We start from the raw sequence: 14,654 nt of genomic DNA on the forward strand, positions 1-14,654 counted from the left end.
TTCGCCAATGTTATCGGTCGGTAACTATCCAAAAAGCACTGTTTCAGTGACCTTAAAACTGTTTAACTTTTCGGTTCTAGAGCAGTAGACTAGCGGGAGCATCTACTGGTAGGTCTTGAACACTTGCCGATAACGTAGTCAATTAAGACTTAAGCTGGTCAGAATGGCTTGTTAGATTTCTCTTTCAAGCCTCATGCCTTTAGGCTGAGGTTCCTGACTAGGACTCAACTGCTATTGCCTACACCCTGGCTGTGGTTTTTTCCCATACTCTATTAATATTACAGCAGTTGGCGACTCTCTTAATACACAACCCTAACTCAAACTGCCAAGAATGTCAGCTTTTGTGTGAGTGATTTTTTTTTATGCCTATCATATTAAATAATTAAATCTCCCAGAATCGTGAGTGATGTACTCAGACTTTGCCTCTGGGAGATTGCCCTTACTCTAGCTAATGTCTTACCAAAAATTTATTTTGTATTACAAAACTTTGACATAAAATATCTAAAAGGGAACCACCAGAGCCTGAGTATGAATAGTAGATGCACCCTTTTTACCCAACCTCTGTTAACCATCTCTCAACCAGGATCGGAACCTGTAGCTAACAGAGGCTTTCTGTAACAACGGCGATTTGAGAAAATCTTTTGATTTTGATGCCGCTGTAATACAGTTGGGTCATACAAACCATCATACACAGTTTGAAACGTAAATATGGGTAGAAGTTTACGTTTGTTCATATTACGTTGTATTACGCAAACTTTCTCAGTCTGGCACAACTAAAGATTACAAGTATTTCTGTAAAAAGAGGCTTAACTTCTGCTTCGTCGCCTCTGGCACTTTGTCGAGGGGGGTCAAAATCGCGTACTTTAACGCTGAGTGTGCCTCGGATGGGGGCGGATTTTGGGCGATACGCCGCACGGTTTCTTGAATCACCTGTTGAGCATTGGTCGCATTGCGCTGTAAATTGCCAATTACCATTTCTACGGTTACGCTGTCATGATCGGGATGCCAGCAATCATAATCGGTGACGAGGGCTAATGTGGCGTAGGCGATTTCCGCTTCTCGTGCCAGTTTTGCCTCAGGTAAATTGGTCATCCCAATCACCGTTGCGCCCCAACTACGGTAGAGATGGGATTCCGCTTGGGTAGAAAAAGCAGGTCCTTCCATACAGATGTATGTGCCACCGCGATGGAGGGTGACATCGGTTAACTGCAAGCTAGCCACCGCTTCGGCTAAAACCCCGGCTAGTTGGTTACAAACGGGTTCAGCAAAGCCAATATGCACCACAATTCCATCACCGAAAAAGGTAGACACGCGATTTTTGGTGCGGTCAATAAATTGATCGGGTATCACCATATCTAAGGGTTTTGCCGCTTCCTGGAGGGAACCCACGGCGGAGGCGGAAATCAGATATTTGACGCCTAACTGCTTCATCGCGTGGATATTGGCGCGGAAGGGTAATTCCGTGGGCATGAGATGATGGTTACGACCATGACGGGCGAGAAAGGCGACAGAGGTTCCTTCTAGAGTCCCCACAATTAAGGCATCAGACGGTTTACCAAAGGGGGTATCGAGTTGCACCTCTTGCACATCTTTGAGGGCATCCATTTTGTAAAGTCCGCTACCGCCAATAATGCCAATTGTTGCTTGTGCCATGATGCCTACCTTTTGCTGCTACAATGCCCAGATATTGTATCGGGAAATGGGTCGCGATCGCTCAATTTGATTGGTATTGGCGTGCTGCATTTTCTGATATCAGATTGTATTGCGATCGCGTCTGGGCAAGATAGTCTAAATTAATCCCGATCAGGGATTGAAACCTCCTACCGTTCATTTCCCCAACTTCTGACGCAAACGACTCACTAAAATATCCACTTCTGGTAACTTCAACCGAGTCACCAAAACCGCAAAAATCCCCAACGCCACCGACATCGCCAAACTAAGCTGTAAAACTTGCAGTAGTAAATTCCCACTCCCAAAAACCTCTTGCCAACCCCAGTTAACCGCCCAACTGCCCAATCCAGCCACAAAACTACTCAGAGCCAACGCCACCAGCGCCATTCCCCATTCCCCTAAGGGTAAGCCATGCAGCCGACGATTCAGCACCCACAACAGCCAGCCCATAGAAATAATATTGACGCCAATCGTGGCAAAAATTAAACCCGGTGTCGCAAAAGCATTCACCAACAAATAATCCAGCACAGCATTAATAAAGATATTGGCAATACTGATCCGAAACGGCGTCTCCCCATCCCCCAAGGCATAAAATACCCGCACCAAAACATCCCGTGCTAAATAAAAGAACATGCCGAATCCATAAGCCATCAGTACCGGGGCGACAATCTGGGAAGCCTCCGCACTAAAGGCATAGCGTTCATAAATCACTCGGACAATTGGCACGGATAGGGAGATAAAAATAGCCGTCAAGGGTAACATCGTCAAAGCCGTAAGCAGTAATCCCTGACGAATCCGCACTTTCAACTCCGCCCAATTCTCCGGCGCCGCTAACCGGGAAAATACAGGCAGCATCGGCACCAATATCATATTAGAAATAATCCCCAGAGGCGTCAGTACAATAAAGTTGGAATAGCGCATCGCCGCCGCCGCATTGGGGATAAATGAGGCGAAAAATAGATCCGTATACACATTGATATGTAGCATCCCAGAGGATAGCGTCGCCGGTGCCATAACGCGCATCACCTCCTTTACCCCTGGAAGCTGCCAATTAAACCGTAACCGTAACCGCCCCATTCCCGATCGCGACTGGGCAATTAGTTGCATCACCCACTGCCAAATTGCCCCCGCCAGAGTGCCAACGGCTAAAACAATACTACCCAAGCGGATATACTCAGGCTGATTAACTTGTCCTCCAGAATACAGTGCCAATATCCCTAAGCCACCAATCACCGCCACACTGGAAAATAAAGGGCTAACACTGGGTAACCAATATTGATCTGAAGCATTCAGCGTCCCGAAACCAATGCCAATCAACCCCGCCAGAACCGCCAACGGTGCCATAATTTGCAACTGTTGAACTGCTAGCGATCGCGCGGGTTCCTCTAATCCTGGGGCGAGGATATCGATAAAGGTTGGCGCAAATAGAATTAAGATAATCGTAACCAGCAATAATATGCCACTTACCAAGGTGGTAACCGTTTCCACCAAGGGGGCGGCTTCCGATTTATCCCGTTTTGCCAGCACACTCACCAAGGCGCTGTGAAAGGGTCCATTAATCCCACCGAGTAAGATCAGCAGAAAGCCTGGAATCACGTAGGCGTAGGCATAAGCATTCACCACCGGACCCACACCAAACGCCGCCGCGATCGCTTGTTCACGGACTAAGCCAAAAATTTTACTAATCAGTGTAGCAATTGCCACAATAGAGGCAATTCCAGCAAGGGAACGAGACGGTTTAGACTTGTCAGACACGAAAGGTTACTATTTTTAGTGACTTATCCTATTTAATCCTGAATCGGGTCACACGCTTCAGGTAAATCTCACTAATTATCCACCAACACTTGCACCTCTGGAGTTACAGTAATCTAATCTGCCCGCACAGACGCTTCTGTGCCTTAACTACAATCTTTCACCAATCAACGGTCAGCCAATTGTATGTAAGGTGTTACATAAGGTAATCGTTTTCTTGAATAACACTGACAGCAGCAATGACACAAGTTATCCCCGCCCATGAACTAACACTGGCACAGGTTGAAAACCAATTCAATCTTCGGCAAGTTCTAGACAATTCCACCTTCTTCCCTGAAGCGCAGGACAATTTATCAGAACTCAACGATTTAGAAAAGCAAACCTTAGATCGGGTCAAAACAGAGTTTCTCTATCTCAACAAATATCCGATGTTAGAAGATTTGGTAAAAATGGTGGTACTTTCGCCCCTACTATCACTCGCCGGATTTTACCGTCCTCTGCTACATCCAGTCTTGGAAAAACGGGTAGATGTAGCGATAGAGACTAAAGAAAGAACGGTTTGGGGGCGAATTGATATCCTGCTGTTACAGCAACAACTATGGGTTGCAGTTGTTGAGTCAAAACAAGCCGGATTTGCTCTAAAAGATGCAACAGCGCAAACCCTATTTTACATGATGGCAAATCCAAATACTGAGCAACCCACTGTTGGATTAGTCACGAATGGTAGTCATTTTATGTTCATTAAAGTATTGTTCGGTGAGATACCCCAATATACCTTTTCCACAGAGTTCTCTCTATATCGACCAGAGAATGAGTTATATCCTGTCCTTCAGATTTTACAGAGGTTAGCGGCGTTGGCGACAAGGTAGCGATCGCGGATTTTTGTATTTGTTATGACTAACATTTTGCACCTGTCGCTGTCTTACCGCCTTGGGTTCAAACCCAAGGATCAAATCTCAAGTTGTCTAAAGACGACTAAATTCAGTGGTGGTGACAATAGGCAATAGAGAATCGTTGTAGTGTGAGCGTCTCGCTCGCTATTTTGTTGAGTTTTAAACCGATAAATGCTTAGGCTAAAGCCCTGACTACAAACCCTAGAAAAAACACCTGTATCAACCATGTAGGGGCGACCCGCTTGCACTAATGAACAACTGTAGTCCAGTCAATTGACTTGGGTCGCCCTTTCCCATCATTTGATATCGCGACTTCGTGTTACTATTCTGATGTTCCATCAGTCGATTGACGTTCTAGAATCAAATCTATTGCTATTTCAATGATTTCTTCTCGGTTAACCATAACACCGATTTCTTCAGTTTCATAGATTCCCTTGAACGCTTCTAGGGCTGCATTTCTCAGCGCTGATTCATAAGCATCCTGTAATGTTTCCCGTAATTCGTCTTCCGTTAAATAAGTTCCTTTTGCCTTATGGCGTCGATTCGTGCGTTGAATTTGCTTAACCGAATTTAATATAGAAACCTGCCAGGATTTCCTGGTGCGGTTTTCAGCAGCTTTTTTAATTAGATGCAATAATAAAATGATGCCATAGCTAAATATTTTATTGAGTTTATCGGATTTGCTCATCTCCTCTAATTCTTCAACAAGTTCCAAGGCTTCCGTAATTTTGCCTTGCTGGATAAATTCCTTTAAGGTTATGAGTTCTTCCATTCGCCTTTATTCCTCCGCTTCTCGATTTAGTTAATAGGTAATAATGTCGTACCATGACACAGCATCCAAGCCTGGTACTGGTGGCTGATGGACATCCTTATATTAATCCTCGAAGCCTTTTTAGTTGGGCTTGTGGAAAAGTCGGCTGATGGACTTCTAACTTGGCTGATGAAGCGGTTAAATGGTCAAAAAAAGGGCGATCGCGAAATCCATCCCCCCGAATCCTCTCACCCCACCGAATATCCAGAGACAGACTAACTCATAACTGACGCGATCGCACTTTCCCTTAATTAGGGCTTGCTGCACAACTCCCAAACCCTTAGCTATTAAGGCTTTGAGTGGCATTGATATTTGCTCCTGTTCAAGGAAAAAGGGTTTAACCCTTTTATACCCTTGCACCGCTATCAGGGAAAATGTACTATGGCTCCCCCAGCTCCCAGACGTAGCATGCTACGTCTCTACATGCTCCCCCGGCTCCCTACCCCCACCACAAGACTTATTCAGCAGACCCTAATTACCCTGCGGTTGGCGAAACTTATAGATATCCTGGATTACCCGTACCCAACCGGATACTAAAGACTCCAAGATGCGATCGCCTTTTTCCTTCGTTGCGAGTGTGGGATCACCCAATGTCCCACTCTGACTCAATTCTTGCGTCAACCAAGCAAAAGGTAACTTCCCCTCCATACTCAATAAACTATCCTCTGGTAACCCTTTAGGATATTCAGCAACCGCCCGTTCCATTTTCACCTGTTCCGGTAATAGGGATAACATCAAACTTGTTTCCGCATCCCCCGCATGAATTCCCAATTCCAACTCCTTGGCTGAAATTAAATCTTTTGCTACATTTGGCACCCGCCACGTAAACAGCGGAAACACCAGAAAATCCCCATACTTTTGATGAATATCTCGCGCCGCAATTTCCATCACCTGGGGTTGTCCACCGTGGGAATTCATCAGCACTAATTTACGAAATCCCGCCCGATAAATACTATCCGCCATCTCCATCAGCACCGCCAGCAACGTTTGGGCGCTGAGAGTAATCGTTCCGGGAAAATGCCAATGTTCATTCGATTTCCCGTAAAATAAATTCGGCAACGCATAAGCGGGTATATCTGGTTCTAGTTGGGCTAGGGCTTTACCCAGAACCCCGACACCAATCGCTGAATCCACAATTAAGGGCAAATGATGACCATGTTGTTCAATCGCGCCAACGGGTTGAATAATCACCACATTTGCCTTATCGGGCATTGTTTGGATATCTGCCCAAGTGAGATAAGGAAAGAAGCGTTCTGGGGGAATAAAACTGTGCATTTTAGTGTTTGAGTTCTTTGTATGGGCACACAGACGTGCGCCCGATTTAATCGTAAAATCTATGCCACAATTTTAGCTGTGTCAGTCCAGTAGTAGATGTTCGATTATTGAAATTGATAAGAACTCTCTTATCGCTCCTCCCATCCTCGCATTTTACCTGGATTCATCAACCCATACGGATCAACCTGTTCCTTAAACTGCACCTGTTCCACATCAATCATCTTACGTCCCCCATCTTCCAGAATATAAGTATGGGGATTAGCAATAAACGCCCCCTGTTCTTCGTGATAGCGAATAATCTCATTTAACCGTTCCTCCGTGGTATAGCGAACCAGTTGCAATCCGGCTGGAATCGCTTGACCATTCACCCGCATAAATTCCAAATGCATCATCACTTCATCACCAAAATGATCATACAGTTGCTCCACCCGTTCTAATGTAAAAAAGAAGGTTTGCAAATACGTCAGTGTCGGGTCAAGACTACGAGCATGTAATGTGGTATGATTCCAAGTAAACTCGGCTAAACTTGTGCCTTTGCTCCCCTCTTGGGCAGATTTTTGATAAGTAATTTCCCCGCCATACTCCCGCACTAATTCCTGAAACGGTTCTAAACAAGACTCCGCTATCATTAATAAAGCACAGTCTTTCCCATCGGGCAGATATTCCTTCAACCCACTAAAAAATGTGGGGATGGGATGAGCATGAATACTAATCAACTTTTTCACTAACCCATCTGCATCACCTAAAGCCTGACCAAAATGGGCAGCCGTGATAAAGTTATCGAAAATAACAATAACCTCTACCCAGGCATAAGCCGGGGCGAGAGGAACTTCTAACTCCGTAATAATCCCATTCGTGCCATAGGCGTGATTCACCTTCTGCACATCATCTCCCCGTAACTCAATCACACGGGGTTCATCCTCCAGTGTAACCACACGCACCGCCAAAAGATTGCCGCGATCGCGCAATTGCCCATAATTAATTGAACCAATTCCCCCACTTCCGCCACCAATAAAGCCACCAATCGTGGCACTACGATACGTCGAAGGCACCATCCGCCATTCCCAGCCGATTTCCCGCGCCTGTTTATCAAACGCCGCCAACTTCACCCCTGGTTCCATACAAGCTAAACCGGGCTTAATCCAACGAATCCCATTCATCCGGGTGGTATCCAAAATCACCCCACCGTGCAGTGGAATACATTGCCCATAATTCCCGGTTCCCGCACCTCGGATAGTCAGGGGAACTTTATGCTTGACACATATTTGTGCCACCTGTATCACCTGTGCTTCAGTCTGAGGGCGTACCACCAGATTCCCTCGCTTATCCCTTAAAAGGGGTTGCAGAACCGGACTGAAATGGTAGTAGTCTAGGGATAATTTAGCCACCTGAGTGGGCTCAGTAATCGTTTCTATCCCGGCGAATTCCGAGGCTAAAGCATCCCAGTCAAAGGATTGGGTAAGAGTTGAGTTCATTGCTGGTTAAGAATGGGAACAATAACAACTATTGATGAACTGCTGATTTTGACTTCACGTTAACCTTCTATCTTACCGTCCTCGTTCCCAGGCTTTGCCTGGGAATGCTCATCTTGAGGCTCCGCCTCCCCTACTCCTTTCGAGCTCTAATACCTACACTTTTGAAGCTGGGGAAGCTGGGGGAGCTGGGGGAGCTGGGGGAGCTGGGGAAGCTGGGGAAGCTGGGGGAGCTGGGGGAGATAAAAATAGGTAATCTTCTACCGGGAAGGGAGTAATAAGACACTCTAGGACTTCTGATAAGCGCGAATCATTGCCTGAGTGCCCTGTTCCCCTCCCGTACCGCCATCAAGCTGTTGAACCATCTTAAACAAACGCTCAGCAATATCCACTCCTGGCAATTCCTGACCCGATGAATTTAACGTCTCGGCTACCAACCTTAAATCCTTAAGGATATGCTTAATCATAAAACCCGGTTGGAAATCCGACGCCGCAATTTTCGGTCCCAAATTCGACAGCGCCCAAGAACCAGCCGCCCCCGTACTGCAAACCTCTACAATTAAGTTCGGGTCAATATCCTGGTGCTGTGCCAACTGCATCGCTTCACACAACGCCACCCCATGAACCGCCGCCAAAACCTGGTTACAAAGTTTGACCGCTTGACCACTCCCCATCGGTCCACACAGGCGAATGGTTTTACCCAAAACCTCCAACAACGGTTTACTTTCCTGAAAATCCTCAGCATCTCCGCCAACCATAATCGTCAGTGTGCCATTTTTTGCACCAATATCACCCCCAGAAATTGGCGCATCCAAAAAGCGCAACTTATGGTTTTGCAGTTGAATGCCTATTTCACGCGCCGCCTCTGGACCAATCGTACTGGTATCAATCACCAGCGTACCTGGACGCGCTGATTCGGCAACGCCTCCCGTTCCCAAAAGGACTTCTTTGACATCAGGAACGTCACTCACACAAGAAAAGACAATATCTGCTGATGCGACAGCCTCACGAATAGAAGACACCACTGATACCCCAGCCTGAGCCGCCATCTCGACACCAGGACGGTTAGGCGTTCGATTCCACGCCTTAACCAAGTAACCCGATGGCGCCAAATTTGCCGCCATAGGTCCCCCCATGACGCCGAGTCCGATAAAGGCAACCTGTTGATTCATATCTATTGACTCCATTGTCTGTACTTCTGATAAGTTGCTCTTGGTGTCATGCCTTTGTCATACTAGAATCTCTTGGAAGAAAATCGGCGAGTCTCAGTTTCACGCCAATCATCGAGTTGGTTTGCCAGAAAAGCTACAGGAAATAAGCAGTACTGGGTAAGCCGACGTAATCGAAAATAATCTATAAAAATAACCAGAATACTTTAGAAATACTATGGTAAATCCCAGCGAGATTCAAGATTCCACCCTTCAAGAGCGACAACTCGCTCATCAGCAGGTTGGGAAAATGGCGTTCGCCCTATCCATTGGCATCACGCTAATTTATCTGGCATTTCTCAAACCGGGGATTTGGGGCTTTGATGGCAATGACATGCTGGATGTTTCCAAGTCATTAGTTACCGAATTTGATTTTAGCGTGCCGCCCGGTTCCGGAGCATTAGGTCGCGATGGGCAATATTACTCAATTCGATATCCATTATTACCGATTATTGCCACACCCTTTGTTGCCGTGGGACTGGTGTTAGGTCACTGGTTCAATATACCGACGAACTATTCATCGGCAGTTTGTGCCTTAGTTGTATCTGTCTTATTAACAGCTTTAACCACATCACTTGTGGCTTTGTTGGCATTGCGCTTGGGAAGCAGTCGCACGGGTGCGTACTTAGCCGCCTTATGTTTTGCCTTGGGTACGACAGCGTTAGTCTATTCCAGAGAGTTCTTTGCCGAACCCCTACTCTCATTCATCACCGCCTCCAGCCTCTATCTCGCCCTAGGAAAAACCAGTCGTGAACATGCGGGTGCGAGTATTCTTTCCGGCTTAGCCTTGACCGCTAAACCTGCTGGTATTGTCATTGGACCGGTGTTGTCCGCCTATCTCCTGCTCAAGCGGTATCCCCTGCGGAATGCTCTAGGTCCCCTACTCGGTACAATTATGGGGTTCATGCTGTTCATGGCTTATAATTACCTGCGGTTTGGTAGTTTACTATCCAGTGGACAAAATGCCTCGAAATTTACCCTGGACGGAATGCTAGAACGATTTATCGGTTTGATCTTGAGTCCCGGCGCCGGGGGGGGGTTAATCTGGTACTGTCCGCCGACAATTCTGGCAATTATTGGGTTCCGCAACGCTCTCAAATCTAAACCCTTAGAAGCCTTAGCCATTGTGGGTATATTTGGTGGGTATTGGCTGCTCCATTCTTTTTGGGAATTTGGCGGCTGGAGTTGGGGACCTCGATTTTTAGTTCCCGCACTCCCAGGATTGATGGCGCTAGTCGCACTGATTGGGAAAAAGTGGTGGAAGTGGTTAATTGGTTTGACGGTACTCGGGTTCCTCGCCAACGCCCCTACTTTGGTATCGTATTTCCAACGCTACTATGCCGAAGCCTTAGATGGAGGATATATCAACCGTGCTAGAGCCTTGTGGGATTCGCCCAGCTATGCCCCCTTATTCAATGCTTGGGGCGCCGCCTATCGCCAGGTTAGCAGTGCTTTAAGTACAAATATTCGAGATGTCCTAGGGCAAGTTGGAGAACCACCGCCCGGTGACCAAATGACCAGCGCTCAATTGTTACATATTGTGGCGGTGTGGTGGTGGGTATTGCCTGCTGTGGGTATCCCGATTTGGGTGGGTGGACTTTTAGCCGCCCTGTTGATTGGAGCAGGGGTTTGGGTATTGCGTTGGGGCTGGCTGCAAGCTAGTGCCACAGAGCAAACAAATTTGACCAGACTTAGGTAGAAATACCTCCGTTTAGGGAGAGCCGAAAGATGAAATTAATTATCCAAATTCCTTGTTACAACGAAGAAGCCACTCTAGGACTAACACTGTCCGAACTTCCCCGTCAAGTTCCTGGAGTCGATACAGTCGAGTGGCTAATTATCAATGATGGTAGTCTTGACCGGACGGTTGAAGTTGCTAAAGCCTGTGGCGTGGATCACATTGTTAGCTTTGATCACAATCAGGGTTTAGCTAAGGGGTTTATGGCGGGGATAGAAGCCTGTTTAAAGGCGGGAGCTGATATTATCGTGAATACAGATGCCGATAATCAGTACTGTGCGGCAGATATTCCTAAGCTAATTGAACCTATTCTACAAGGTCAGGCAGAAATTGTCGTGGGTGCCAGACCCATCCAGCAAATTAAGCATTTTTCTCCCGCCAAAAAGTTTTTGCAAAAATTAGGAAGCTGGGTAGTACGAATCGCGAGTAAAACCAATATCCCAGATGCTCCAAGTGGCTTCCGTGCCATCAGTCGGAATGCGGCGCTGCAACTGAATGTCTTTAGCCAATATACTTATACTTTAGAAATGATTATTCAGGCGGGACAGAAAAACATAGCCATTGCTTCGGTGCCAATCCGAACCAACGATTACCTGCGCCCTTCCCGTTTAGTCAAGAGCATTCCGGCTTATATTCAGCGTTCTATTCTCACTATTATTCGCATCTTCATGACCTATCAACCGCTCCAGTTCTTCACCGTCCTGGGGACAGTTCCTTTAGGCTTGGGGTTGATTCTATGCGTGCGTTGGTTAGTGGTATTCGATCCCGATAGAAGTCGTGCGCCCAGCTTAATTGTGGCAGCCATTTTCATTCTGATTGGCTTTCAACTGTTGATGTTTGGATTAATTGCTGACTTAATGGCGGTGAATCGTAAGCTTTTAGAAGATATCCAACTGCGGCGGCGACGCGCCGATATTGAAGAGTACATTAAACAGAAATTATAAATCATCAATAAAGGCATAGTAAAAGGCTTTTATGAAACGAAAAAGATGAAAGACGTAGCTTGCTTCTGCAAAAGCGAGTATAACAAATGACGAATGACAAATGACATCCCTGTTCCCTTATTTACAATGAATAGAGACCTGTTTGCCCGCGAAGCCCTTGCCCAAATTCCCAAACTTCTCACCCTGCTAGACCGCAACCCACACAGTCCCACTTATGGCTGTTTTGACCGCAACTTCTGGCAGTATAAAATTATTGACTTTCCTAGCGGAATGGCTCAAGAGTTTGTTCTGCCCCTGGCATTGGCATATAATACCCGATTATCCGATAACCCTTTCTACCAACAACGAGCGATTCAAGATTGGGTGGAAGCTGGAATTCTTTATGGGGCTAAAAGCGCCCATCCTGATGGGTCTTGTGATGACTATTTCCCTTATGAACGAGCCGGAGGCGCAGCGGCATTTTCATTGCTTGCCTGTATTGACAGTTATCAAGAATTAGGGTTAAATAACCCAGTAGCGCTGAGGTTTTTTGAACAACGAGCCGATTGGCTAGCCCATCATCAGGAAAGTGGACGCCTGACCAATCACCAAGCGTTAATTGTTCTTTGCCTAGACTTACTGTCTACCCTATTACAAACAACAAAGTGGGATAGAGCCAGAGTACAACGTTTAGAACAAGTATTATCTTGGCAAAATCCCGAAGGTTGGTTTATTGAGTACGAAGGCTGTGACCCCGGTTACCATACGTTAACGATTTCTTGTTTAGCGCGGATTTATCAACTCAGACCTGATCCCCGTCTAAAAGAAGCATTAGTCAAAGCGGTTGATTTAGCGGCAGAATTTGTGCATCCTGATGGCTCTTATGGAGGAGAATATACCAGTCGCAATACTTACAATTTCTTTCCCCATGGCTTTGAACTGGTGGGACAGTGGTATCCCCAAGCCCTAGAAATTAATGATCGCGTTCTGGTGGGACTGGCGAAGGGACTAGCTCCCTGCTATGCTGACGATCACATTATCGGTCACCATACCTGGAACTATCTCCTTGCATGGCGAGATTTTGTGCAAACTCGACCTGATCCCACCCCCCGTTCTCCCGGTCGAGTTTGGTTTAGGGAGGCGCAAGTTTTAATTGACCGCCGCCAAAACACGGAACTGTATTTAGCGTTAAACAAAGGGGGAGTATTTAAACTGTTTCAAGATAACCGTTTAGTCGCCTCTGATACCCAATTTTCCTTGCAAGTGTCAACGGGGAAAAAGGTGAAAAATGCTGTGGGTCATTTGGTCGATACCTATCAGGTTAAGGTTGAGGAAAATGAAATTACGATTGAAGGAGAATTGGGATGGGCAAAACAGAAACAAATGACACCCATAAATTTACTAATTTTGCGAGTCGTCATGCTGACAGTGGGTCGCTTCTTCCCCAACTTAATCCGCAAACTCTTGCAAAAAATGCTAATTACAGGCAAGCAAAAAGCGCCGTTCCATTTCCGGCGTTCTTTCGAGTGGGAAAATGGACAATGGCATGTCAGCGATGAGTTGCAAGGCAAGTCCTGGAAAGATGTGATCGCAGCGGGAATTGGGGGCGACCAAACGTCGATTTATGTGGTCATGAGTCGCACGTTTCAACGGGGGCAATTACAGCCCTGGCTAGATTTAACGAATGAAATTAAGAAACTAGATGCTTATGAATGGCTGCGATTAGATCGGAAATTTTAGAATTATGAATGTTAATTCACTGTTCTGTGACCAATGACCAATGACCAATGACTAATTCATGAAACGACTAATTTCAATCGCTGTCAGCCTAATTATCCTGGCGGTAATTTACTCAAAAATTGATTTTCCCGAACTCGTTGCCGTTTTTCAAAATAGCGATCGCGTCTGGATGCCCGTGAGTCTGGGAATGGTTGTTCCCCTGACGTTATTCACGTCTTGGCGGTTGCAACAATTGATGCCCAGTGGCTCTCGCTTGGGCTTTTTTGAGGCAAATCGTTTAATCTTAGCGGCAAGTGTTTTAAATATGGTATTGCCGTCCAAGATGGGAGATATTGCCAAAGCCTATTTCATGAAACAGCGCGGTCATTTAAGTGGGACTCTTTCGTTATCACTGGTGATTTTTGAGAAAGCTTGTGATCTTTTATCCCTGCTGTTATGGTGTGTCTTTGGTTTATTGCTCTATGACCCGAAAGATTTGCTATTTTGGAGCATGACACTGGCTGTGAGCATCGGTTTAGTTCTGGGAATTTTTCTGTTGTCGTCTCGGAAATTTGCTTATTTTTTCTTTGTCGTGGCTCGCAAGATTGCCCCAAAAAAAATGCGTTCCAAATTAGAAACGATGCAAGGGTCTTGGGGCGATATGCATGACTATTTCTGGCGCGATAAACGTCAACTCTTAAAAGTTGCCGGAACGTCAATTTTTATTTGGTTTTTACACTTATTACAAATTTGGTTCTTTATCCTAGCGCTTCAGGCGACGACTCCGTTTCTGGTGAATCTAGCCTTGTCTCCCCTCGCCATTTTAGCCGGATTATTGCCCCTCACCTTTGCCGGAGTTGGCACACGCGATGCAGCATTAGTGTTGTTTTATCAAGACTATTTAGACACCCCAACCGCCGTCGCGTTGGGATTGCTGTGTACCTCGCGTTACTTTTTACCGGCTATTGGCGGGCTACCGTTCCTGAGTCAATTTTTAGCAACAGTACGTACAATCAAGGGCAATCAAAACGATTAGGGCTGATTGTAACTCATATCACTCCATTTAGTGATTTAAATCACAAGTCTTCCGGACTACATATCACTGAAGGAGTGATCCAAATCCTAGAAGCTAGTAGTAATGCCCATATATGCTTAGCAACGCCCCCATGTTACTTCCCAGCAGCGACCGTTT

The 14,654-nt window shown here is 46.1% G+C and carries 13 protein-coding genes; 6 read left to right on the plus strand and 7 right to left on the minus strand.

Features of this window, described 5'->3' with window-relative positions; all coding sequences use genetic code 11:
* Positions 1-780 precede the first annotated feature (780 nt).
* Positions 781-1,653, minus strand: a complete 873-nt coding sequence (locus tag RID09_RS27970) for an S-methyl-5'-thioadenosine phosphorylase (protein ID WP_446339185.1) — start codon at positions 1,651-1,653, stop codon at positions 781-783.
* A 12-nt stretch (positions 1,654-1,665) separates the two neighbouring features.
* On the opposite strand from RID09_RS27970, the gene RID09_RS27975 reads away from it, so the two are divergent.
* A complete protein-coding gene (locus tag RID09_RS27975; RefSeq protein ID WP_446339186.1) occupies positions 1,666-1,797 on the plus strand; it encodes a hypothetical protein in 132 nt (43 codons plus the stop codon).
* A 30-nt stretch (positions 1,798-1,827) separates the two neighbouring features.
* Here the strand turns inward: RID09_RS27975 and murJ are convergent, their stop codons facing one another.
* On the minus strand, positions 1,828-3,426 hold the full coding sequence (murJ, locus tag RID09_RS27980; protein WP_446339187.1) for a murein biosynthesis integral membrane protein MurJ: 1,599 nt from the start codon (positions 3,424-3,426) through the stop codon (positions 1,828-1,830).
* 236 nt (positions 3,427-3,662) lie between these two features.
* Between murJ and RID09_RS27985 the strand changes: the two genes are divergently transcribed.
* Complete coding sequence (locus RID09_RS27985; RefSeq protein WP_446339188.1) at positions 3,663-4,292, plus strand: restriction endonuclease subunit R; 630 nt, start codon at positions 3,663-3,665, stop codon at positions 4,290-4,292.
* Between the two features lie 346 nt (positions 4,293-4,638).
* Here the strand turns inward: RID09_RS27985 and RID09_RS27990 are convergent, their stop codons facing one another.
* The 5 genes from RID09_RS27990 to RID09_RS28010 all read right to left on the minus strand — a co-directional run bounded on the left by RID09_RS27990 (position 4,639) and on the right by RID09_RS28010 (position 9,046).
* On the minus strand, positions 4,639-5,088 hold the full coding sequence (locus tag RID09_RS27990; protein WP_446339189.1) for a DUF29 family protein: 450 nt from the start codon (positions 5,086-5,088) through the stop codon (positions 4,639-4,641).
* Positions 5,089-5,265: 177 nt separating this feature from the next.
* Complete coding sequence (locus tag RID09_RS27995; RefSeq protein WP_446339190.1) at positions 5,266-5,433, minus strand: hypothetical protein; 168 nt, start codon at positions 5,431-5,433, stop codon at positions 5,266-5,268.
* Between the two features lie 165 nt (positions 5,434-5,598).
* Complete coding sequence (locus RID09_RS28000; protein WP_446339191.1) at positions 5,599-6,402, minus strand: creatininase family protein; 804 nt, start codon at positions 6,400-6,402, stop codon at positions 5,599-5,601.
* A 128-nt stretch (positions 6,403-6,530) separates the two neighbouring features.
* Complete coding sequence (locus RID09_RS28005; protein WP_446339192.1) at positions 6,531-7,877, minus strand: FAD-binding oxidoreductase; 1,347 nt, start codon at positions 7,875-7,877, stop codon at positions 6,531-6,533.
* A gap of 284 nt (positions 7,878-8,161) precedes the next feature.
* The gene (locus tag RID09_RS28010) at positions 8,162-9,046 is read right to left on the minus strand and encodes an NAD(P)-dependent oxidoreductase (RefSeq protein WP_446339193.1); all 885 of its coding nucleotides are present in this window, start codon (positions 9,044-9,046) and stop codon (positions 8,162-8,164) included.
* A 214-nt stretch (positions 9,047-9,260) separates the two neighbouring features.
* On the opposite strand from RID09_RS28010, the gene RID09_RS28015 reads away from it, so the two are divergent.
* The 4 genes from RID09_RS28015 to RID09_RS28030 all read left to right on the plus strand — a co-directional run bounded on the left by RID09_RS28015 (position 9,261) and on the right by RID09_RS28030 (position 14,498).
* A complete protein-coding gene (locus tag RID09_RS28015) occupies positions 9,261-10,781 on the plus strand; it encodes a hypothetical protein (RefSeq protein ID WP_446339194.1) in 1,521 nt (506 codons plus the stop codon).
* A gap of 29 nt (positions 10,782-10,810) precedes the next feature.
* Positions 10,811-11,764 carry a glycosyltransferase family 2 protein gene (locus RID09_RS28020; RefSeq protein WP_446339195.1) on the plus strand — a complete coding sequence of 318 codons (954 nt, stop codon included), beginning with the start codon at positions 10,811-10,813 and terminating at the stop codon, positions 11,762-11,764.
* A 126-nt stretch (positions 11,765-11,890) separates the two neighbouring features.
* The gene (locus RID09_RS28025; RefSeq protein ID WP_446339252.1) at positions 11,891-13,483 is read left to right on the plus strand and encodes a hypothetical protein; all 1,593 of its coding nucleotides are present in this window, start codon (positions 11,891-11,893) and stop codon (positions 13,481-13,483) included.
* A gap of 58 nt (positions 13,484-13,541) precedes the next feature.
* Positions 13,542-14,498 (plus strand): lysylphosphatidylglycerol synthase transmembrane domain-containing protein, encoded by a 957-nt coding sequence (locus tag RID09_RS28030; RefSeq protein WP_446339196.1) that lies wholly within the window; start codon positions 13,542-13,544, stop codon positions 14,496-14,498.
* Positions 14,499-14,654: the final 156 nt, after the last annotated feature.

The organism is Coleofasciculus sp. G1-WW12-02 (genome assembly GCF_040219735.1).
Classification (GTDB): domain Bacteria; phylum Cyanobacteriota; class Cyanobacteriia; order Cyanobacteriales; family Coleofasciculaceae; genus Coleofasciculus.